The 22595-nt window shown below is 36.8% G+C and carries 24 protein-coding genes; all 24 read left to right on the top strand.

Features of this window, described 5'->3' with window-relative positions; translation table 11 throughout:
• Nucleotides 1-778: 778 nt before the first annotated feature.
• Complete coding sequence (hbs, locus tag ACFSCX_RS18720) at nucleotides 779-1051, top strand: non-specific DNA-binding protein Hbs (protein WP_377929761.1); 273 nt, start codon at nucleotides 779-781, stop codon at nucleotides 1049-1051.
• Between the two features lie 148 nt (nucleotides 1052-1199).
• Nucleotides 1200-1766, top strand: a complete 567-nt coding sequence (gene folE / locus ACFSCX_RS18715) for a GTP cyclohydrolase I FolE (RefSeq protein WP_377929760.1) — start codon at nucleotides 1200-1202, stop codon at nucleotides 1764-1766.
• A gap of 76 nt (nucleotides 1767-1842) precedes the next feature.
• Complete coding sequence (mtrB, locus tag ACFSCX_RS18710; protein ID WP_377929759.1) at nucleotides 1843-2070, top strand: trp RNA-binding attenuation protein MtrB; 228 nt, start codon at nucleotides 1843-1845, stop codon at nucleotides 2068-2070.
• A 184-nt stretch (nucleotides 2071-2254) separates the two neighbouring features.
• Complete coding sequence (locus tag ACFSCX_RS18705; protein ID WP_377929758.1) at nucleotides 2255-3073, top strand: heptaprenyl diphosphate synthase component 1; 819 nt, start codon at nucleotides 2255-2257, stop codon at nucleotides 3071-3073.
• Nucleotides 3074-3076: 3 nt separating this feature from the next.
• Complete coding sequence (locus ACFSCX_RS18700; protein WP_377929757.1) at nucleotides 3077-3781, top strand: demethylmenaquinone methyltransferase; 705 nt, start codon at nucleotides 3077-3079, stop codon at nucleotides 3779-3781.
• A gap of 65 nt (nucleotides 3782-3846) precedes the next feature.
• Nucleotides 3847-4809, top strand: a complete 963-nt coding sequence (gene hepT, locus ACFSCX_RS18695) for a heptaprenyl diphosphate synthase component II (protein WP_377929756.1) — start codon at nucleotides 3847-3849, stop codon at nucleotides 4807-4809.
• A 95-nt stretch (nucleotides 4810-4904) separates the two neighbouring features.
• The gene (ndk, locus tag ACFSCX_RS18690; protein WP_377929755.1) at nucleotides 4905-5351 is read left to right on the top strand and encodes a nucleoside-diphosphate kinase; all 447 of its coding nucleotides are present in this window, start codon (nucleotides 4905-4907) and stop codon (nucleotides 5349-5351) included.
• A 190-nt stretch (nucleotides 5352-5541) separates the two neighbouring features.
• A complete protein-coding gene (locus ACFSCX_RS18685; RefSeq protein WP_377929754.1) occupies nucleotides 5542-6315 on the top strand; it encodes a CheR family methyltransferase in 774 nt (257 codons plus the stop codon).
• 141 nt (nucleotides 6316-6456) lie between these two features.
• The gene (gene aroC, locus ACFSCX_RS18680; RefSeq protein ID WP_377929753.1) at nucleotides 6457-7629 is read left to right on the top strand and encodes a chorismate synthase; all 1173 of its coding nucleotides are present in this window, start codon (nucleotides 6457-6459) and stop codon (nucleotides 7627-7629) included.
• Nucleotides 7630-8703, top strand: a complete 1074-nt coding sequence (gene aroB, locus ACFSCX_RS18675; protein ID WP_377929752.1) for a 3-dehydroquinate synthase — start codon at nucleotides 7630-7632, stop codon at nucleotides 8701-8703.
• A 5-nt stretch (nucleotides 8704-8708) separates the two neighbouring features.
• Nucleotides 8709-9089, top strand: coding sequence for a chorismate mutase (aroH, locus tag ACFSCX_RS18670; protein WP_377929829.1), 381 nt, complete (start codon nucleotides 8709-8711; stop codon nucleotides 9087-9089).
• Between the two features lie 217 nt (nucleotides 9090-9306).
• The gene (gene trpE, locus ACFSCX_RS18665; protein ID WP_377929751.1) at nucleotides 9307-10824 is read left to right on the top strand and encodes an anthranilate synthase component I; all 1518 of its coding nucleotides are present in this window, start codon (nucleotides 9307-9309) and stop codon (nucleotides 10822-10824) included.
• On the top strand, nucleotides 10818-11846 hold the full coding sequence (trpD, locus tag ACFSCX_RS18660) for an anthranilate phosphoribosyltransferase (RefSeq protein WP_377929750.1): 1029 nt from the start codon (nucleotides 10818-10820) through the stop codon (nucleotides 11844-11846). Before trpE ends, trpD begins: the two co-directional genes overlap by 7 nt.
• Nucleotides 11839-12603, top strand: a complete 765-nt coding sequence (trpC, locus tag ACFSCX_RS18655; RefSeq protein ID WP_377929749.1) for an indole-3-glycerol phosphate synthase TrpC — start codon at nucleotides 11839-11841, stop codon at nucleotides 12601-12603. The genes trpD and trpC overlap by 8 nt, the downstream gene beginning before the upstream one ends.
• Nucleotides 12596-13255, top strand: coding sequence for a phosphoribosylanthranilate isomerase (locus ACFSCX_RS18650; RefSeq protein WP_377929748.1), 660 nt, complete (start codon nucleotides 12596-12598; stop codon nucleotides 13253-13255). Before trpC ends, ACFSCX_RS18650 begins: the two co-directional genes overlap by 8 nt.
• Nucleotides 13242-14468, top strand: coding sequence for a tryptophan synthase subunit beta (trpB, locus tag ACFSCX_RS18645; protein WP_377929828.1), 1227 nt, complete (start codon nucleotides 13242-13244; stop codon nucleotides 14466-14468). The genes ACFSCX_RS18650 and trpB overlap by 14 nt, the downstream gene beginning before the upstream one ends.
• Nucleotides 14431-15240, top strand: coding sequence for a tryptophan synthase subunit alpha (trpA, locus tag ACFSCX_RS18640; protein ID WP_377929747.1), 810 nt, complete (start codon nucleotides 14431-14433; stop codon nucleotides 15238-15240). Before trpB ends, trpA begins: the two co-directional genes overlap by 38 nt.
• A 15-nt stretch (nucleotides 15241-15255) precedes the next feature.
• Nucleotides 15256-16359 (top strand): histidinol-phosphate transaminase, encoded by a 1104-nt coding sequence (gene hisC / locus ACFSCX_RS18635; protein ID WP_377929746.1) that lies wholly within the window; start codon nucleotides 15256-15258, stop codon nucleotides 16357-16359.
• A 162-nt stretch (nucleotides 16360-16521) separates the two neighbouring features.
• A complete protein-coding gene (locus ACFSCX_RS18630; protein WP_377929745.1) occupies nucleotides 16522-17622 on the top strand; it encodes a prephenate dehydrogenase in 1101 nt (366 codons plus the stop codon).
• Nucleotides 17623-17642: 20 nt separating this feature from the next.
• Nucleotides 17643-18920, top strand: a complete 1278-nt coding sequence (gene aroA, locus ACFSCX_RS18625; protein WP_377929827.1) for a 3-phosphoshikimate 1-carboxyvinyltransferase — start codon at nucleotides 17643-17645, stop codon at nucleotides 18918-18920.
• Between the two features lie 205 nt (nucleotides 18921-19125).
• The gene (locus ACFSCX_RS18620) at nucleotides 19126-20028 is read left to right on the top strand and encodes a hypothetical protein (protein WP_377929744.1); all 903 of its coding nucleotides are present in this window, start codon (nucleotides 19126-19128) and stop codon (nucleotides 20026-20028) included.
• 34 nt (nucleotides 20029-20062) lie between these two features.
• The gene (locus ACFSCX_RS18615) at nucleotides 20063-21319 is read left to right on the top strand and encodes a tetratricopeptide repeat protein (RefSeq protein ID WP_377929743.1); all 1257 of its coding nucleotides are present in this window, start codon (nucleotides 20063-20065) and stop codon (nucleotides 21317-21319) included.
• Nucleotides 21320-21414: 95 nt separating this feature from the next.
• Nucleotides 21415-21969, top strand: coding sequence for a ReoY family proteolytic degradation factor (locus tag ACFSCX_RS18610; protein WP_377929742.1), 555 nt, complete (start codon nucleotides 21415-21417; stop codon nucleotides 21967-21969).
• 159 nt (nucleotides 21970-22128) lie between these two features.
• Nucleotides 22129-22587 (top strand): YpiF family protein, encoded by a 459-nt coding sequence (locus ACFSCX_RS18605; RefSeq protein ID WP_377929741.1) that lies wholly within the window; start codon nucleotides 22129-22131, stop codon nucleotides 22585-22587.
• Nucleotides 22588-22595 lie beyond the last annotated feature (8 nt).

Raw genomic sequence — 22595 nt, 5'->3', positions numbered from 1 at the left:
GCGCGCTTTTAGCCGAGTATCCATAATCAGGATGTGGGTACCGGGTGTGGCAGGCAGGACGTCGGCGTTCTTAGCCGGGTCTCCTTTGAAGGATGTGCCTAGTCGGCGCTCTGCACAGGACGTGCGCGCTTTTAGCCGAGTATCCATAATCAGGATGTGGGTACCGGGCGTGACAGGCAGGACGTCGGCGTTCTTAGCCGGTTTTCAAATATAATGTGCTTTTTTATATGCAAGTCAATAATGGAGTTTTCTATAAATGTTATTACCCCAATTGGCAGGGAAAATAACATATTTTAGGTGATTTTTATCTTATAAGTTACCTTTTTTTTGTTTGATTACTCGTTATCTAAATGTCTTAAAAATTGTCGAAAATGTTAAAACGTTGATACCACTTGCTTTAGAACTATGTATATGATAATCTTTTAACAGTAAATCGCAGAAATTCTTGCCAAAATATTAGATGGATGCTAGAAATTACATGGCTTTATAAGCTAGCCCTTACTAATTTGGTTAATAATAACTAAATTAGAAAGAATTATGAGGAAATGTATTGAATTATGTCTAATAATCGTTTAATATAAGGCTTGCAGGTGATTTGCTTGCTTTTACAAGTATAGAAAGTCGAAAAAATGTGAAGTAATGATAGTAGTATTATTTCACACAAGAATTTGCATGAAAATATACGTATTTTATACGTATAGCTGAAACTTTACTTGTAACGTATTACTCTATTAGAGCTAATATGTGCCAAATATTCCTTTGGGAGGAGGTGAATGGCATGAACAAGACAGAATTAATTAACGCTGTAGCAGAAGCAAGTGAACTATCTAAAAAGGATGCAACAAAAGCAGTTGATGCTGTTTTTGATTCAATCTTAGATGCACTTAAGAATGGTGATAAAGTTCAACTAATTGGATTCGGAAACTTCGAAGTACGTGAGCGTGCAGCTCGTAAAGGGCGTAACCCACAAACTGGTGAAGAAATCGAAATCGCTGCTAGCAAGGTTCCTGCATTCAAACCAGGAAAAGCACTGAAAGATGCAGTAAAATAATCCTTACATATAGGGAGGAAGAGTCGCACATTGCTGCGACTCTTCTTTTTTTGCCTTAACCATTCCTATGTGCTAGAATCTGATTAAAACAGAGTGGGTAAATTAAAGAGTACATATATTCATACAATTTATTTTTGGGGGATAGTTTATGTCACAAATAAATTATGAACAAATAGAACAGGCAGTCAGACTAATTATTGAAGCAATTGGTGATGATCCGAATCGAGAAGGATTATTAGATACTCCTAAGAGAGTGGCAAAAATGTATGCAGAAGTCTTTTCTGGTTTAAATGAGGATCCAAAGGAGCATTTTCAGACCATATTTGGTGAGGATCATGAAGAACTTGTTCTCGTGAAAGATATCCCTTTCTTTTCAATGTGTGAACATCATTTGGTTCCGTTTTTTGGGAAAGCTCATGTAGCATACATTCCTAAAGGTGGACGAGTTACTGGATTGAGTAAGTTAGCTCGAGCAGTGGAAGCTGTAGCTAGAAGACCTCAGCTACAGGAACGAATCACCTCGACTGTTGCAGATGCAATGGTTGAATCATTAGAACCACTAGGAGTTATGGTCGTAATCGAAGCGGAGCATATGTGTATGACAATGAGAGGGGTCAAGAAACCTGGTGCTTCTACCGTAACCTCTGCAGTAAGAGGGATATTTGTAGATGATGCTTCTGCCAGAGCAGAAGTATTGTCATTTTTGAAAGCGTAATCTTCTATTGACACTATTCAATAATTAAGAGATAGTAAAAGAGCAATTTAGCACGTTTTTAGGGGGCTGTATGTGTATGAAGGATTTTACAACAAATGACTTTTTTGTTATAAAGGCAAGAGAAAATGGTGTAAATGTTATTGGCTTAACTAGAGGGTCTGATACAAGATTTCATCATTCAGAAAAGCTAGATAAAGGTGAAGTCATGATAGCTCAATTTACGGAGCATACATCCGCCGTTAAGGTTAGAGGTAAAGCTACCATTTTGACAAAGCATGGAGAAATAGAGTCGGACGTAGAATAGTGAGCAGGTAACCCTGCTTTTCTTTTTTTTATGCAAATTTTTTATTTTAGAAAGGCTTTTTAGAGTGTGTATGCTATAATGATGTTTGCAGTTATTTTATAAATGGTATTATAATGATATTTTGTGAATTGCCATATACTAACATAGAAAGAGATAGGACTTGATTGGGGACAGGGTGATAATGGTGAAGGACATCAACAAACAGGAAAAAATACTACTAGATAAATTACAACAGTATATTCACCACTCTTATTTAGCGCAGTTTATAGATGCGCCATTCATTGATGAGGACAAGCTTTTTTTAACAGTTGCGTTATGTAACGAGGCCGGTCTCCCAAATGAAAAAGTGGAATCCTATTGTCTAACCTCCATGCTCATCCAAGTGGGCCTTGATACTCATGAGGAAGTATCTACATCAAATCATTTACCTGATCACAAACAAAAAAACCAGCAATTAAAGATATTAGCTGGTGTGTATTATAGTGGACTTTATTACAACCTCCTTTCAAAGATAGGAGACGTTGAGATGATTAATGTTTTAGCTCAAAGCATTAAAGTGATAAATGAACATAAAATTGAAATATATCAAGGGAAAGACCAATCGAAAGCTTTTTTCCTAAACTGTCTAAGAAAAATTGAGGGCGAATTACTGAGAAATATGGCTCAATCATTTCAATTAGATTACTGGGAGGAATTATTACCTGAAATCCTTTTATTAAAAAGATTAAATGGTGAAAAGGAAAATAGCCGAAAACAAAAGTATTCTGTCATTTATCAACATTTACTAAATATGGTATCTGATCAGGAGAAAGCTGGTACGATGTCACATGAAACGATAGAAGAAAAAGTCTTTAATCTATTTGAAGAATATATCGGAGTTACGAGGCAGAAAATAGATAAACTACTCGAGGTTTCCATTGAAAATTCAATCATCCGTGATCGAATTCAGCAAATAATCAATCTACATACAAATACATTGCATCAAATTGTGGAAGAAGGTTAAACCATGCAAGAATCAAAAGAACAGAGAGTTCATCGAACATTCGAAAAAATATCAGATAAGTATGATTTTATGAATTCTGTTATTAGTTTCCAACGTCATATTGCATGGCGTAAGAAAACGATGAAAATCATGAATGTACAAAAAGGTGATTCTGCACTAGATCTTTGTTGTGGGACTGCTGATTGGACCATTGCTCTAGCAGGAGAAACGGGGACTCAAGGTAAAGTCGTAGGGTTAGATTTTAGTCATAATATGCTTGAAGTAGGAAAGAAGAAAGTTGAATCATTACAATTAAATCAGGTAGAGTTAATCCATGGAAATGCAATGGATGTTCCATTTGAAGATAATAGCTTTGATTATGTTACGATTGGATTTGGTCTTCGAAATGTGCCTGATTATATGAACGTTTTAAATGAAATGTACCGTGTCTTAAAGCCAGGTGGGATGGGCGTATGTCTTGAAACTTCTCAACCAGAGCTTCCAATTATTAGACAGGTATATTACTTGTATTTTCAGCACCTCATGCCTATACTTGGAAAGTTGTTTGCCAAGAGCTATGATGAATATTCTTGGCTGCAGGAATCAGCAAAAGATTTTCCAGGTATGACAGAACTAGCTAACATGTTTAAAGATGCTGGCTTTTCAAAAGTTGAAGTCATTCCACATACATTTGGAGTAGCTGCTACTCATATTGGCTATAAAAAATAAGAAAAGCTTGCTTGCCCATTTGTTAGAAATGATAGGTGTAAAATTGTAAACTAAGGTGAAAACGGATGAAGCTAAATAAGATGTATTCTTTCTTGAATACGGACCTAAAGCAAATTGAAGAAGAATTGCAAGAAGCCATCAAAACAGAACACCATTTATTGCAAGAGGCTTCCTTACATTTATTACAAGCAGGAGGAAAGAGACTTCGTCCTGTATTTGTGCTGCTAGCCGGAAAATTTGGTCAATACGAGCTAAGCACGATAAAGAATGTTGCTGTTGCGTTAGAATTGATTCATATGGCTTCCCTCGTTCATGATGATGTCATAGATAATGCTGATTTAAGAAGAGGAAAGGCTACGATTAAGGCTAAATGGGATAATCGCATTGCCATGTACACAGGGGATTACATATTTGCTCGTTCCTTAGAACTCATGACAAAAATAAAAAATCCAGAAGCTCACGAAATTTTATCCAACACGATTGTGGAAGTGTGTTTAGGAGAAATTGAACAAATTCGTGATAAATTTAACTTTGATCAGCACTTAAAAACGTATTTAAGAAGAATAAAGAGAAAAACAGCTCTATTAATTGCCGTAAGCTGCCAGCTCGGTGCTATTGCCTCTAATGTTCCAAGAGAAGTACACCATAAACTATTTTTATTTGGGTACTATGTAGGGATGGCGTTTCAAATAACGGATGATATCCTAGATTTCACTTCTAGTGCAGAGGAGTTAGGAAAACCAGCTGGAAGTGATTTAAGACAGGGAAATATTACACTACCAGTCTTATTTGCCCTTCAAGATGAAACATTAAAAAAAGAGATCATTAAAGTACATGAAGACATGAGTCAAGCTGACTTGCAACACGTTATTGAAGCGATTAAGAATAGTGGAAGTATTGAGAAATCCATGGAATATAGCGATAAATATTTGCAAAAGGCATTAGATGTGGTGAAAAGTCTTCCATATAATCGTTCGAAAATTGCCCTAACAAACATAGCAAAATTTATAGGGAAACGAAAATCCTAAGATAACCTAACATTGCGAAAGTTATGAAGAAGTGGTACTATTTGAAGGGGCTTTAATGTAAGCCTATACATAATGTAACAGGAGTGGAATTTAAAATGGAAAAAACGTTTCTAATGGTTAAGCCTGATGGAGTACAACGTAATTTAATTGGTGAGATTGTAGCACGTTTCGAAAAGAAAGGTTTCCAACTAGTTGGTGCAAAGCTAATGAGCATTCCAACAGCTTTAGCTGAGACTCATTATGGTGAGCATAAAGAGCGTCCATTCTTCGGAGAGTTAGTGGACTTCATTACATCTGGACCAGTCTTCGCGATGGTTTGGCAAGGTGAAAATGTGATTGCAACGGCTCGTCAAATGATGGGTGCTACTAATCCTAAGGATGCACTACCTGGAACAATTCGTGGTGACTATGCAGTTACTGTTGGAAAGAACATTATTCATGGTTCTGATTCACCAGAAAGTGCTGAACGCGAAATTAACCTATTCTTCAATCAAGAAGAATTAGTAGAATACTCAAAGCTTATTAACGAGTGGACAAATTAATACGTTAAGTATTTTCAAGAGGTTAGTCTTAATAGACTAGCCTCTCATTATTTTTTACGTTATTTTTACGTATTACAGGTTTCTACCTTGAAATTTGCTTTCCAAGAATTGAACTTTTGCAATAAAAGTCTCTCACTGTCTTGTCCTTTTCATGTATAATCTTCTTATCACATGAAAATGAGGGATCAACATGTCGAACGATTATCTTGAATTTATCGCAAGTATTAAGAAGAAAACAGGTATAGACTTGTCTTTATATAAAGAAGCTCAAATGAAACGAAGACTAACCTCTTTATATGAAAAAAAGGGGTATCAGGACTTTAATGACTTTTTCAAGGGAATTATGGCAGACGAAAAGCTATATTATGAGTTTTTAGATCGTATGACGATAAATGTATCAGAGTTTTATCGAAATGCTAAACGGTGGGAAGTATTACAGGAAAAAATTTTACCACAATTACTTAGCCAAAATAAAAGGCTGAAAATTTGGAGTGCGGCTTGCTCAACAGGTGAGGAACCTTATACAATAGCCATGGTACTTTCCAATATTAAGTCTCTTTCTGATATTTCGATATTAGCAACGGATATTGATGAAAATGCTATTGCACGTGCGAAGGTTGGGACATATCCAGACAGATCTCTTCAAGAAGTTCCTGATTTAATAAAGAAAAAGTATTTCACAAAAGAAGGAATTTTTAATAAGATTGATGACTCAGTAAAAAAGACGGTTACCTTTAAAAAGCAAAATTTGCTTGCTGATTCGTTTGAACAAAATTTCGATTTAATTGTATGTCGAAATGTCCTTATCTATTTCACGGAAGAGGCTAAAAATACACTATACCAAAAGTTCAGTAGTGCACTAAGGCCGGGTGGAATATTATTTGTAGGAAGTACTGAGCAAATATTTAATCCTAATAGTTATGGATTAGAAACAGAAGATACCTTTTTTTATAGAAAGCTGTAAAGAAGTCCTTACAAGGACTTTTTTGTTTTTGTCTGAAATTAGTTGTGTATACTTAATAATGGAAACATTATACTTCTCAGAGAAATATTCATATGTTATATTGTTACATAATTGCTTTAAAGTGATGAAGGGAGAGATTTCATGAGATATTTAACAGCAGGTGAGTCACATGGACCACAGCTTACAACTATTATAGAAGGAGTACCAGCTGGCTTACCATTAACAGCTGAAGACATCAACAGTGAATTAGCTAGAAGGCAAAAGGGACATGGACGAGGTCGCAGAATGCAAATTGAAACCGACCAGGTTCAAATCCTTAGTGGTGTACGACATGGCTATACATTAGGCTCTCCTATTACACTTGTAGTTGAAAATAAAGATTGGAAACACTGGACGAACATCATGGGCATTGAACCTTTAGAAGACTTGAAAGAAGGCGAAATGAAACGGAAGGTAACAAGACCAAGGCCGGGCCATGCTGACTTAAATGGTGCTATTAAATATGGACATCGGGACATGCGTAATGTCCTTGAGAGGTCATCAGCAAGAGAAACAACAGTAAGAGTAGCTGTAGGCGCAGTTGCAAAAAAAATATTACAAGAGCTCCAAATCGAAACAGCATGCCATGTATTGGAAATTGGGGGAGTCAAATCAAATAAGAGATCTTATTCAGAGTTGTCGGAGCTAAAGAGAAAAACAGAGCTTTCACCTGTCCGCTGTTTTGATGAAGAAGCTGAGAAAAGAATGATTGAAGCCATTGATTCTGCGAAAGAAAATGGAGATTCTATCGGCGGAATTGTCGAAGTGATTGTTGAGGGTGTACCAACTGGGGTTGGAAGCTACGTACATTATGATAGAAAGCTTGATGCTAAAATAGCTGGAGCTATCGTTAGTATCAATGCCTTTAAAGGTGTAGAATTTGGTATCGGTTTCAAAGCCGCAGAAATCCCTGGAAGTCTTGTACACGACGAAATTATTTGGGATCAAGAAAAAGGTTATACCCGTCAAACCAATAATCTAGGTGGTTTTGAAGGAGGTATGACAACAGGTATGCCAATAGTGGTCAAAGGAGTCATGAAACCAATCCCAACCTTATATAAACCTCTAAACAGTGTTGACATAGAAACAAAGGAACCCTTTCAGGCAAGTATTGAAAGATCGGATAGTTGTGCTGTACCTGCTGCAAGTGTAGTAGCTGAAGCTGTTGTATCTTGGGAGATAGCTAACGCTATTGTGGAACAGTTTGGGCAAGATCGAATGTCTCTCATTAAAGAAAATGTCCAAAAAATGAGAGACTGGGCGAGGGATTTTTAAATGAAACAGCTTCTTTTACAAACAAAGACAAAGGACTATCCATTGTTTGTAGGATATAGGATTCTGAGTGAATCGCTTCAAATTCTTGAAAATATCATGCCATCTTCTATCTTTTTGATTACAGATGAAAATGTCGCATCACTTTACTTACAAGACATAAAGAAGAAGCTGGAGAAATATGCTCCGGTATACACAAAAGTACTTAAAAGTGGGGAAACATCCAAATCGTTTGAAACGTATTATGACTGTCAAACGTATGCCTTAGAAAAAGGATTAGACAGGCACTCGCTTATCGTAGCGTTCGGAGGTGGGGTTATTGGGGACTTGGCTGGCTTTGTTGCAGCTACTTACATGAGGGGTATACGTTTTATTCAAGTTCCCACGACTCTTCTTGCCCATGATAGTGCTGTTGGCGGAAAAGTAGCAATTAATCACCCAGTAGGGAAAAATACAATTGGAGCGTTTTATCAGCCAGATGCAGTCATTTATGATTTATTCTATTTAAATTCTCTTCCAGAAAAAGAATGGAGAGCAGGGTTTGCAGAATTGATTAAACACTCTCTTATTGCAGAAAACAGTTTTTATGATTGGTTAAAAGAATCTGCCCCTCAACTGCAGAATTTAAGGGGTCAAGTCTTAGAGACTGGTTTGTTAAAAGGAATAAAAGTGAAGGCTGCTATTGTAAGGATAGATGAAAAGGAAGCAGGGATCCGAGCTCATTTGAATTTTGGACATACATTAGCACATGCAATAGAAGCTGAACTAGGTTATGGTACCATTAGTCATGGGGATGCAGTTGCTATTGGAATGATATTCGCAATGAAGGTAAGTGAAAAGGTCCTTGCGGTTACGTTACCTACCTCGGAATTAGAAGAGTGGTTTAAAGGACTGGGATACCCGACACTTCCATCAAACATTTCGTATTCTGCTCTTGTTGAACGAATGAAAAAAGATAAAAAGTCCGTAAATGGAATGATTCGCATGGTATTGATGAAGAAAGTAGGGGTTGTGGTTGTAGAAGAGGTACAAGAAGATTTACTGTTAGAAATTCTACACAAATACGGAGGTGCATGATTATGATGATTCGAGGGATTAGAGGGGCCACTACGATAAAAAGCGACAGCGCAGAGGAAATTATATCACGTACAGAAGCTCTTGTTAGAGAAATGGTCCGTGTGAACAATCTTGATCCATCAGATATTGCCTCTATGTATATTTCTGTTACTGATGATATTACGGCTGAATTTCCCGCAAAAGCGTTAAGAAATATAGAAAATTTTACTTTTGTGCCAGTAATGTGTATGAAAGAAATAAACGTGCCTGGATCACTTCGTCATTGTATTCGAGTAATGATGAATGTGAATACATCCTTATCCCAAACAGAGGTAGAGCATATCTATCAAGAAGGTGCTATTATATTACGTCCTGATCTCAGGTTGACAAAGGACGATGAGTTGTAATACTATTTGTAATAGTTAGAGTAGTTAGTTTAGAGAGTAGTTAAGAGTTGAGTTGTTTTTTATAGGGTAGATGAGAATGAGTTGAGATAGATGAGGTTAGCCGAGTGAAATTAATTTTCTACCCAAAGACGATGAGGTGTCTTTGGGTTTTTATTTTTTAAATACTCCTATCTTTCTCATTCTCCATTCGAACATTCGATTGGAGGAGTGAGTTATAATGTCCACAAATGAAGAAGCTGTATTTTTAGAAGATACAGTCCACTATCAAACTATTCCTGTTTCAAGATCGTATCATGTCGATACACTAACACCTATTCAATTATTTCAATCGCTTCAAAATGAAGCTGTATATTTATTAGAGAGTAATGATGAACAATCGCCTTGGTCCAACTATTCTTTTATAGGATTAAATCCATTTTTATCAATTGAGGAAAAAAATGATGAGTTACATGTCCTTGACCAAGAGGGGGCATCTTTATTTAATTCCGTACAATTGGAAGAAACTTTGTGCTTTGTGAATGCTCTACTAAAAATTAAAGAACTTGATTTACCAATACCCTTTACAGGAGGTGGAGTTGGCTATATTGGTTACGATGCAGTATCAACCTTTGAGAAAGTACCAAAACATAAACAGAACGATCTCAAGCTTAAAAGCTATCATTTATTATACTGTGAAACAATTGTGGTCTTTTCCCACCTAACAAAGAAAATAACATTCATACATTTTGCTAGGCTAAGTGGAAATGAACAACTCGAAGAGAAAAAGCAAATTTTTTATATGGCAAACAAAAAAATAAATGACAGATTTGAAAAGGTTAAAAATGCAAAAGTATCGCATGATTTATTGTTCGCTTCCCCAGATGTTGAAATCGATTTTAACGAGATTACTTCAAGTTATACGAAGGAAGCGTTCATCAGACATGTTCAAAAGATAAAGGAATATATTGCTGCTGGGGATGTATTTCAAACCGTACTTTCACAGCGATTTAAAATTCCAGTTACTGCCAAAGGTTTTGATTTATATCGTATTTTACGACTTGTGAATCCTTCTCCGTATTTGTTTTATATAAAACTGAAAGATTGTGAGATTGTAGGTAGTTCTCCGGAGAAATTAATTCAAGTTTCAAATGGCCATCTCGAAATCCATCCTATTGCTGGAACTAGAAGAAGAGGAAAAACAGAAGAGGAGGATCAAATTCTAGCAGAAGAGCTTCAGAGAGATGAAAAGGAGCAAGCAGAGCATTATATGCTTCTTGATCTTGCTAGAAATGACCTTGGGCGAGTGTCTGAATTTGGTAGTATCAAGACCCCAATGATAAAAGAGCTTCATTATTTTTCTCACGTCATGCATCTCGTTTCAAAAGTTACAGGACTTCTTAAAGACGATGTTTCACCTATTGATGCATTATTAGCGTCCTTTCCTGCAGGAACGGTGTCAGGAGCCCCAAAGGTAAGAGCCATGGAGATTATCCAAGAATTAGAGCCTGTTGCACGAAATATTTATGCTGGGACAGTTGCTTATATAGGCTTTGATGGAAATATCGATTCATGTATCGCAATTCGTACAGCAGTTATTAAAGATAAGCATGCTTATGTTCAAGCAGGTGCGGGGATCGTCGCAGATTCTGACCCTGAATTAGAATGGAAAGAAACGATTAATAAGGCGAGTGGAGTTATTAAGGCCATAAAGTTAGCTGAGAAGACGTTTAGCAAAGAGGAGAGAATAACATGTTAAGGGACTTGTTAAAGGAGTGCATTGAAGGACGAACACTTACTGAGTATGAGGCTGAAACAATTATGAATCAAATAATGAGGGGTGAGGCAACAGCTAGTCAAATCGCAAGCTTACTATCGATGCTTAGACTTAGAGGAGAGACCGTCGATGAGCTAACCGGCTTTGCAAAAGCGATGCGTAAACATATGAAGGCAATTCCTACTCTATCAACTGAACATGTGATTGACACATGTGGTACTGGTGGAGATGGGGTATCGAGTTTTAACATCTCAACAGCAACGGCTCTTGTCGTTTCGGCATTAGGGGTTAAAGTTGCGAAGCACGGGAACAGAGCTGTTTCCTCTAAAAGTGGTAGTGCAGATGTACTGGAATATTTAGGAATACCTATTCAAACAACACCTGAAGATGTGTCAGATGCATTAGAGAAGTATTCCATGTCATTTTTATTTGCACCTAATTACCATTCTGCTATGAGACATGCAGCTGAAACTAGAAGGGAAATAGGTTTTCGAACTGCATTTAATTTACTTGGTCCACTATCAAATCCAGCTAGGTGTAAGCGGCAAGTTATTGGTGTTTATGACACAAAATTCGCAGAAAAGATGGCTAAAACACTTCAAAGATTAGGGTCAACCCACGTGTTATTTGTTACTGGAAGAGATGGATTAGATGAAATAACGGTAACCACCGAAACTGATATAGTGGAGCTCAAAAATAATGAAATTTTCCGATATACGATACACCCACATGAATTTGGTTTGCCAATTGGGAATCTTGTAGACATTCAAACAAGTTCTGTTGAACAAAGCGGTGAAGTAATAAAAAGTATCTTTCACCGTGTGTCAAACGAAAGTGCAACAAATATCGTGCTTATAAATGCGGGAGCAGCGCTATATGTGTCAGGAATAGCTTCATCCATACACCAAGGTATTATTCTTGCAAAGGAAGCATTAGATTCATACCAAGTACTCTACCACTTCTTATCACTTGTTGGTAAAAAGGAGGAGCACCGTTATGCTTAATAAAATTGTAGAGGCCAAGAAGAAAGAAGTAGGTAAGATAGTCCACCATAAATCGGAAGCCTTTGTCCATCGATCGTTATTTCATTCTCTTAGCCAACCTAAAAGAGATATTGGGCTGATAGCAGAGATTAAGAAGGCATCCCCTTCAAAGGGAGTCATAAGAGAGCCATTTCATCCATTGGAAATTGCTCTGGACTATATGAGTGAGCGGGTTGATGCCATTTCCGTATTAACAGATGAACAATTTTTTCACGGATCAAAAGATTATTTAACTAAAATAAAAAGAGTCGTTGATGTTCCAATTTTAAGAAAGGATTTCATAATAGATGAAAAACAAATCTTAGAGAGTAAACTAATTGGTGCAGATGCTATCCTTTTAATTGGGGAAATATTAGACCCGGTCCAAGTAAAGGAGTTTTACATGCAAGCAGCGGAATTACAGCTTGAGTGTTTAGTAGAAGTGCATTCGATAAAAACAGTAGAGGGAATATTAAAAGAATTTACTCCAAAAGTGATAGGAATAAATAATAGAGATTTGTCATCATTTCATACAAATATTCAACAAACGAAGACGATCATTGCATCCTTACCAAAAAATAGTTTAGTTGTTAGCGAAAGTGGGATTCATTCCCACGAAGATTTACAATTTATTAAGTCAGTGGGTGCAAAGGCTATTTTAGTTGGCGAGGCCTTTATGAGAGAAACCAATCCAAGAAATGGTATAAGGAAGTTGTTTGGAGAGGATCATCTTGTATAGACCTTTGTTAAAATACTGTGGTAATCGATCTTTCGCAGATTGGAAAACAGTTATGTCTAGTAGCTGTGATTATGTTGGGTTGATATTTGCTGAGAGTAAAAGAAAAGTAACAAGCAGTGAAGTAAAGAAATGGATTGAGAAGCAACCAGTGGTGAATGCAAAAAAAATCGTTGGTGTATTTGTCAACGAGTCCGTTGAAAACATAGTACGTGTAGCAGAAGAGGTTCCCCTAGATGTTATACAGTGTCATGGAAAAGAACCACCATTACTTCTAAAAGAATTAAAGACTCGTACAAAAAAAGAAGTATGGAAAGTCATACATCATGGAGAGCACTCCCTCTCGGAGATGAAATTATTTCACGGTGTAGCGGATGGTTACGTAATAGATTCAAAGCAAAAAGGAAAATGGGGAGGAACGGGTATTTCATTTGACTGGTCTCACATACCTAGTTATATAAATGAGGCAAGTGCTCAAGCCGTTCCTTGCTGGATAGCCGGTGGAGTAAATGCAAATAATATTCATTCACTATTAAACTATGAGCCATTTGGAATTGATATAGCTTCTGGAATTGAAGAAAAAGAAAGAAAAGATGAAACGATTATAAGGACAATCGAGAAGAGGGTGTATAACTGTGCAAATAACGTATCCTGATAAAAATGGTAGATTTGGAGAGTTTGGAGGGAAATTTGTTCCGGAAACATTAATGAAGCCGTTGGAGGAAATGGAAGAGGCATTAGACTTAGCGATGAGTGATCCATCTTTCGTTGAAGAATATCATTCTATCTTAAAGGAGTATTCCGGTAGACCCACTGCTCTATCATTTGCAAATCATCTAACTGAACTTTGCGGAGGGGCAAAGATCTATTTTAAGCGAGAAGATCTGAATCATACAGGTGCTCACAAAATCAATAATGCCATTGGTCAAGCTTTGTTAGCCGTTCGAATGGGAAAAAAGAAAATTATTGCCGAAACAGGAGCAGGGCAGCATGGTGTAGCGGCAGCCACTGTTGCAGCAAAATTTGGTCTACAATGTAAGGTGTTTATGGGGGAAGAAGATGTAAAAAGACAGGCCTTAAATGTGTTTCGAATGAAGCTACTTGGTGCAGAAGTAATTCCTGTTACAAGTGGAAATCGGACGTTAAAAGATGCTACAAATGAGGCAATTAGGTATTGGGTTCAACATTGCATTGATCATTTTTACATGATTGGATCTGTCGTAGGTCCTCATCCATATCCCAAAATGGTAAGAAATTTTCAAAGAGTTATAGGAGATGAAGCAAAAAGACAATTTATTGAACGTGAAGGTACACTACCAACTACAGTGTTGGCATGTGTTGGGGGCGGAAGTAATGCTGCAGGAATGTTTTATCCCTTTTTACAAGACGACGTCAAGTTAGTTGGGGTTGAAGCAGCAGGAAAAGGTATTGAGACAAACCTTCATGCTGCAACCATCACAAAAGGGGCAAAGGGAGTAATACATGGATCCTTAACGTACCTTCTGCAGGATGAACATGGTCAAATTATTGAGCCTTACTCTATATCTGCAGGATTGGATTATCCGGGAATTGGTCCTGAACATGCACATTTTGCAACTAGTGGAAGAGTCCATTATACGAGCGTAACAGATGAAGAAGCATTACATGCCTTACAACTTGTGACAAAAACAGAAGGAATTATTCCAGCCATTGAATCTGCCCATGCATTAGCAACAGCTATTGATTATGCAAAAACGATGAAAGCGAGTGAATCCATTTTAGTTTGTTTATCTGGTCGTGGTGATAAAGATGTATACACACTCATGAGTCGATTGGAAGGAGATCTAAGTGATGAATCGTGTACAAAAGAGAACTATTCTAACAACTGAATTCTTATTTATTCCCTTTATCATGGCTGGATATCCTGATGAAGAAACAACAATCGAGATCGCATTGTCCCTTCAGAGGTCAGGAGCATCACTATTAGAGTTAGGTGTGCCTTATTCTGATCCACTCGCTGATGGTCCGATTATTCAAAAAGCAGCTGAAAAAGCTTTGAAAAATGGTATGACGATCAAAAAAGCGATAGCTCTTGTCGGGGAAATGAGAAAAAAAGGAGTTACTATTCCGATTATTCTTTTTACGTACTATAATCCTGTGCTACAATTAGAACAAGAATCCTTTTTCGCTTTAGCGCACCAAAATGATGTGGATGGTTTACTCATACCTGATTTGCCATATGAAGAAAGCACCATAATTCGAAGGAAGTGTCATGAAGAAGGGATGCTTTATATTTCATTAGTGGCACCAACCTCTGAAAAGCGCATTGAGATGATTGCAAAAGAATCAAAGGGCTTCTTGTATTGTGTGTCTTCACTTGGAGTCACTGGTATAAGGGATGAACTTCATGAAAGTATTTATTCATTTCTGACCCAAGTTAAAAAATACAGCTCCGTTCCAATCGCAGTAGGATTTGGTATTTCAAATCGAGACCAAGTTAGCAAGCTAATGCCTGTCTGTGATGGGATCATTATGGGGAGTGCGATTTTAAGAAAGTTAGCTGAGTTGGAAGAAGGCTTATTAAATAAAGCAACGAGACGGGAATATTTGGGGGAGTTTGAGAAGTATATAAGCTCTATTACATCACCCATTTCGTCGTAAGAGAGGAAAATATGTATGGATATTAAAGAACAACTTATTTCGTTAACACCTTATCAGCCGGGAAAGCCGATTGAAGAGGTAAAAAAGGAGTACGGACTTGAACGAATTGTTAAACTTGCGTCAAATGAGAACCCATACGGTTGTTCTCCTGTTGTTACCGAGACATTACTAAACAATATAAGTAAGGTTGCAGTATATCCAGATGGGTATGCAGGAGAGCTTCGGGATACACTTGCAAGACATTTAGACGTAGAGCCTTCTCAAATTATCTTCGGAAATGGCTCGGATGAAGTGCTTCAAATCATTTGTCGTGCTTTACTTAGTCCAGGCAGCAATACTGTTATGGCTACACCAACCTTCCCGCAATATAAGCATAATGCAATCATTGAGGGAGCAGAAATCCGTGAAGTTCCATTACTAAACGGAGAGCATAACCTAGAAGGAATGCTCAATGAGATTGATGAACATACAAAAGTCGTTTGGATTTGTTCACCTAATAATCCAACTGGAAACTATGTGACAGATAAGAACTTACTATCTTTTATCGAGAAGGTCCCATCAACAACATTAGTCGTTATAGACGAGGCCTATTATGAATATGTAGTTGCCAATGATTATCCTGAAACGGTTCCTTTATTAGAGAGATTTCCTAATATGATGATATTAAGAACGTTTTCTAAAATATATGGATTAGCCAGTTTAAGAATCGGTTATGGGATAGGGAATGCTGATTTTATTAAGAAAATTGAACCTGTAAGAGAACCCTTCAATACTTCGCGCTTTTCACAGGTAGCTGCAACTGCAGCTATATCTGACCAAATGTTCGTTGATAAATGTAAGCTGAAAAATCGAGAAGGAATACAGCAGTTTATAGACTTTTGTGATTCTCATCATGTTAACTATTATCCAACTCAAGGGAACTTTATTTTATTGGACTTTGCCCCTTTACAAGGAAATGAAGTGTTTCAATATTTATTAAAGCATGGATATATAGTAAGATCAGGCAATGCTCTTGGCTTCCCTACATGTATTCGTATAACAGTAGGGTGTAAAGAAGATAATGAGGAGATTATTTCCATTTTATCCAAAATGCTTAAAGTAAAAGAACAGGTGTCCTAATTAGTCAGTTCGTAGGGTAGGTGAAAGCCTGCCTTTTTCTCTAATTAAAACGGACATATAAGGGTTCATTAAAGTAAGAACCACCAGTAAAACAACTAGTTATCCCTCTGGGTTTAAAGACCTGGCGCAAACTGAATTAACGATAATGAAAGAGGTGATTACATGAAGAAGCGTATATTAATGATTGGCCTAGGCCTTATCGGTGGATCATTAGCTTTAGCGATAAAGCGAAATCCTGAGGTAACGATTGTTGGTTATGATATACAAAAGGAACAAGTCAATAAAGCTCTTTCCCTTCATGTAATTGATGTAATTGGACACGATTTATTAACAGAAGCGGAAAAGGCAGACGTTATTATTATCTCGGCACCTGTTGTGCAAACTGAAGAAATCTTAAAACAACTCTCTAGAGCTTGTCTCAAAGAAGGAGTCATTATTACGGACGTTGGAAGCACAAAAAAACAAATTCTAGATAAGAGTAAGCAAATAAAACAAAAGAATACTTATTTTATTGGCGGACACCCAATGGCTGGTTCACATAAATCAGGCATTGAGGCTGCAAAGGGTCACCTCTTCGAAAATGCTTTCTATATTTTAACCCCTTTTGAGAGCACTCCAACAGAGAAACTAGAAGAGTTGAAAAGTGTCCTATCTGGTACAAAAGCAAATTTCCTTCAAATGTCAGCCGAAGAGCATGATCGAATTGCAAGTGTAATCAGTCATTTTCCTCACATTATCGCCGCTAGTCTCGTACATAATGTCGCTTCTTATCAAGATAGTGAACATGATTTAAGTAGACTTGCAGCAGGTGGATTTCGAGATATTACTCGCATTGCCTCTTCAAATCCTTCCATGTGGCGTGATATTCTAATACATAATAGGGAAGCGCTATTACAGTTATTTACTAAATGGATGGAAGAAATGAAGAAAGTCCAAGGAATGATAGATTCGGTGAATGCTGATGAGATATATCGATACTTTGAGTCAGCCAAAAACTATAGGGATGGATTACCAGTTGATTCCAAAGGTGCCATTCCTGCTTTTTACGATTTGTTTGTTGATGTTCCTGACTATCCAGGTGTAATCTCAGAAGTTACTGGTATAATAGCAACGAACAGAATTAGTATTACAAATATTAGAATTATAGAAGCGAGAGAAGATATATATGGTGTGTTACGCTTAAGCTTTCAAACGGAGGAAGACCGTCTGAGAGCGATTGTTTGCTTACAAGAATACAAGTTCGATACGTATTTGTCTCGCTAGGAGGAATACAACTCATGAAAATGATTAACAACTATTTGAAAACGTTGAATGGAACCATAAACGTTCCAGGAGATAAATCTATTTCACACAGAGCAGTTATGTTCGGATCCGTGGCTGAAGGTCAAACGACCATTCAGCATTTTTTACCAGGTGAGGACTGCTTAAGTACAATTGCTTGCTTTGAAAAAATGGGTGTAGAAATTGTAAGAAAAAATGACAATGTAGCCGTGAGGGGGTTAGGTTGGAATGGTATACAGGAGCCTCAAGCTATTTTAGATGTTGGAAATTCTGGTACAACGACGAGGCTCCTGTTAGGGATCTTAGCTGGTATTCCTATTCATGCGTGTGTAATTGGTGATGATTCTATTGCCAAACGGCCAATGAAAAGAGTAACAGAACCTCTTAGATTGATGGGAGCACGAATTGATGGAAGGAAGAATGGACAATATACTCCATTAGCGATAAGGGGTGGGAGCCTAACAGCAATTCAGTATTCATCAAAAATCGCGAGTGCGCAAGTTAAGTCAGCTATCCTTCTAGCAGGTTTAAACAGTAATGGCGAAACAACTGTAACCGAACCTCACAAGTCAAGAGATCATACAGAAAGAATGCTTCAAGCTTTTGGGGTGGAAGTAAAAATAAATGGCTTATCAGTTTCGGTTCAAGGTGGACAATCATTAAAAGGTACCACGATATTTGTTCCCGGTGATATTTCATCAGCTGCCTTTTTCCTAGTTGCAGGCGCGATTGTTCCAGATAGTAACCTTGTCCTAAAAAATGTCGGAATCAACCCTACAAGAACAGGGATTATTGATATTTTAAAACAAATGGGTGCAAACCTATCGTTCCATAATGTAAATGAAAAAAACAATGAGCCATTTGCTGACATTCATGTGTCATATTCAAGTCTAAATGGCATTGAAATTAGCGGTGAAATGATACCTCGATTAATTGATGAAATTCCTATCATAGCTTTGTTGGCTACTCAAGCAAAAGGTGTTACCTACATTAAAGATGCGAGTGAGTTAAAAGTAAAAGAAACAAACCGTATCCAGACTGTGGTCGATGAACTAACGAAATTAGGGGCAAATATTGAGGCAACAGAAGATGGAATGATTATTAAAGGGAAGACGGAACTTGAAGCAGCTGTAGTAACTAGCCATGGAGATCATCGGATTGGTATGATGCTTTCGATAGCCTCTTTTGTTAGTAAAGGTGATATGTTCATCCATGATACTGAATCAATTGCAGTATCATATCCAACATTTTTTGAAGATATAGAAAAGATAACAAATTAATACATAAAAAAGGGCAAATCCTTATGGGTTTGCCCTTTTATGTGAGCAAGAGCTCCTCTGATGTCAAATTTCTTTTCTTCTTGCCGGTTTATTTCCTTGATGGTAGATAAAGTTTTCAATTAAATTTGTACATACTTTCCCGTCTTACAACATAGCTTGTCATAAGGAAGTATTTGGACTAGCTAAAAGTGAGGGGGGAGAAGCTATGACATATGTAATTGACCGTGCGAATGTAAAAAAGGAGCGGGACATTGTACAGTGCTCGTTCACGATTAAGAATAACAAAATTGACTACATAGCACGTCAAATGAATAGAGTCGATTTTTTTAAAATGGATGTATCAGAATATTTGTTAACCCCTGGACATGTTATGCTTGATTTTCAAATTGAGGAATTAAACAACTTTTTAACACTGAAGAATTATATGAAGGAAAAACTCATTAGTAAGGGATGTACAACCGTCTTATTCACAATCACGATAGACTATGAGGCGCAGTTATTATCTAAACTCAAAAAAGCAAAACATAGGATGATCAATAGCCCCATTGATTACTCCATTGGTATTAAAATTCCCATTCGTGCTCTAACTCCAAGCCTTATAAGACAATGTAAAAGGTATAAAATACCAGTTATATTCGTTAGCTTAAGTGAACAAGATCTGGGACGTGTCGCATGGGGATGGATAAGAGATGCTCTATATCCGTATTACCCGTGTATCGTTCCCATATGGAGGGAAGACTTCACGAAAAATAAATTTAAGAAAGTCACGGAATTCTGGCAGGAACTTTGTCTACAGGAACAAATTCCAACTATTCCTTTTGTACCTTCTACTGGAGAACCTTTACCACGAAACGTTCTTTGCCGAATTGGAATCTATCCATTAAAAGGCGATATCCGTATTGGAGGGGATGTAGATTATAATTTATATCCTAAAAAGGACGTCGGATTTGATAATTTAGGTGAAGTTAAATATGATATGGATAAGCCAATCATTACTGTTCACAAAGGTAGAACAATAAAAGTTGGAGATCATTTTTACATAAATCCAGGATTCGGTGAACAAGTTGTGATAAAAGTTCCTGGTTATTTTGCTTCTACCTTTGAATAGTATTATTAAACTTTTATAGACAATGAGGTAGATCATGAATTTAATTGAAAAAGCAGTACGATTTTTAGAATATGGTGATGTTGAAAAGGGGCTATCCCAGTTAGAGAAACTAAGTCAATCTGTAAATGATGAAGAAAAATTTTTTATTGCTCACTCGTACTATCAGTTTGGTTTTATTGAAGAAGCAAGAAATCTAGCAAACATCCTCCTTGAAAGATATCCGGCCGAAAGTGAAATTCTACTTTTACTTGCAGAAATTTATATTGATTTAGATGATGAAGAAGAAGCGATTCAATTACTTGGAAGAGTAAGTGGTACAGACTCTGAATACCCAAGAGCATTAATTTTACTAGCGGACTTGTATCAAATGCAAGGTTTAGATGAAGTGGCAGAGCAAAAGCTACTTCAAGCAAAAACATTAAAGCCGGGAAATCCTATTATTATGTTTGCGCTTGGTGAGTTTTATTCGGGCAGAGGGAACTATAGACAAAGTATTCCCTATTACGAAGCAGTGTTAAAGGACCAGAAAAAAATTGGAGAAATAAATGTTCATCTACGGTTAGCTGAATGTTATACCGCTGTTGGTCGATTTGAAGAAGCATTTACTCAATATGAAACAGGATTAGAGGAACAAATTGAAATAGATAGTCTATTTGGCTTTGCATGTGCAGCATACCAAGCAGAAAAGTATAAAACAGCCATACAGAAGCTATTGGATCTTAAGGATTTAGATCCGCAGTACACTCCCCTTTATCTCGTTCTTGGCAAAGCCTACGAAGCGGAAGAGCTACTTGATGAAGCGATGAAAACCGTAGTAGAAGGGCTAAAATTGGATGATTATAATAAAGAACTTCTTATTTTCGGTGGCAAGCTGTCTATGAAATTAGGGGATGTAGAGAAGGGGAAGCAGCTTTTAGAATCAGCTTATGAACTAGACAACGAATCATTAGAAGCTTCCTATTTACTGACAAGAATTTACATGAAGGAAGAGTCATATGATAAAGTCGTTCCTTTCGTTGAAAAGGCAATAGAAAATGGTGACGAGGATCCTCAAATGATATGGGATCTTGCTACAGCTAAGAAAGAACTTGAAGAATATTCAGATGCATTAAACCACTACCGTAGTGCATATACTTTTTTTAAAGATAAAGCTGATTTTCTTGAAGAATATGGACGCTTTCTTATAGATGAAGGGTTAATCAAAGAGGCAATAAATGTATTTGAGGAGATCATTAAAATGGATCAGACAAGATATGACATCGAAGAAATGTTACTTCAATTAAAAATATAAACATAGAAGGATATTTCAATAGAAGGAACGAAATTTTAATGAAACAGTAAGTCCTCTTTAATCTTCATCTCAACAATAGCAGAGGAGGGACAAAAATGGCATCCCCTGTTTCTGTCAATGAAAAAAAAGAATTTATTAGGTGGTTCCTTAATAATTACCAGCTCAAGAGAAGAGAATGTGTGTGGATTTTAAATTATTTAATGAGTCATGATCAATTAATGAAAAAAGTTCATTTCGTAGAGCAAGCACAATATTGCCCAAAAGGAATTATCATGTCAACTCATTGTGTAGATGATGTTCCATTTCGATTTTATAAGGAAAATGTAATGACGACAGATGCTGAGAAATCCTTTCATGATATTCGTTTAAATAGAGAAGAGGATATATATATTCAATTAAATTTCAGAGAATCCTACCATTCTTCTCACTACGTATTAGTGTTAGAGGAAAATCCTTTCATGCCAAAGCATTTACAAATTACAGAAAATGATAAGCAATTGGCAGAAAAATTCCTTGAGGAAACGATATTTTCGTTTCAAAAAGATACGCTCCTAAAGTTGATTGATGATGCGCTTGATAATCAAAACCAAGAGGAGTTTGTAAAACTTACACAAAAGTTAAAAAACTTGCAAGACACCCTTCCTAACTGAGGGGTGTCTATTTTGTAATAAAATAAGAACGTTTTGTGAACAATGGTAGAAAAAAGAGAGATAGTAAACTTTGAAAGTTGTGAAAGTAATGAAAGGAAGAGTGGTTCTGTGTTTTAATAGTAGTGAAATGAAACACAATGAATACAAGGAGGTCAAAACATGAAATGGTTAACGACCGACATTGATCTTTACTTGCAATCAAAGGAATATGTGGACACTGCCTTGATTCCACTCATCCCAATCGGATTCGGTGATCAGATGAAGAACATAGTCCTTCAGGGGGAATTTATAACAACCCTTAGTCTTGAAGTTGAAAGACAATTTAAAGGACGATTGTTCCTTATGCCATCGTTCACATATTGGAAGGCTGATTCAATAGAAGGAGAGTTTGAACGGATTCAAACGTTAAAAAAGCAACTATTGAATCAAGGTATGAAGCACGTTCTGTATATGACAAGTGATGCAGATTGGAAGCAATATGAAAATGAACTCGGCTCATCTCTCTTATGGCTTCCTGCTGTTCCATTAGAGCATGTTGAGAATAAATACAAGCAAAAAATCGTTACCGATCAAGTACAACAAGTTGTTCCACAAATATTAAATGCGTGGAGAAATTAGGAATTTTT

It is taken from the genome of Bacillus salitolerans (genome assembly GCF_042680805.1).
Classification (GTDB): Bacteria; Bacillota; Bacilli; order Bacillales; family SA4; genus Bacillus_CJ; species Bacillus_CJ salitolerans.
Note: the sequence above shows the minus strand (reverse complement) of the source record. Positions and strands in the feature narration are given on the sequence as shown.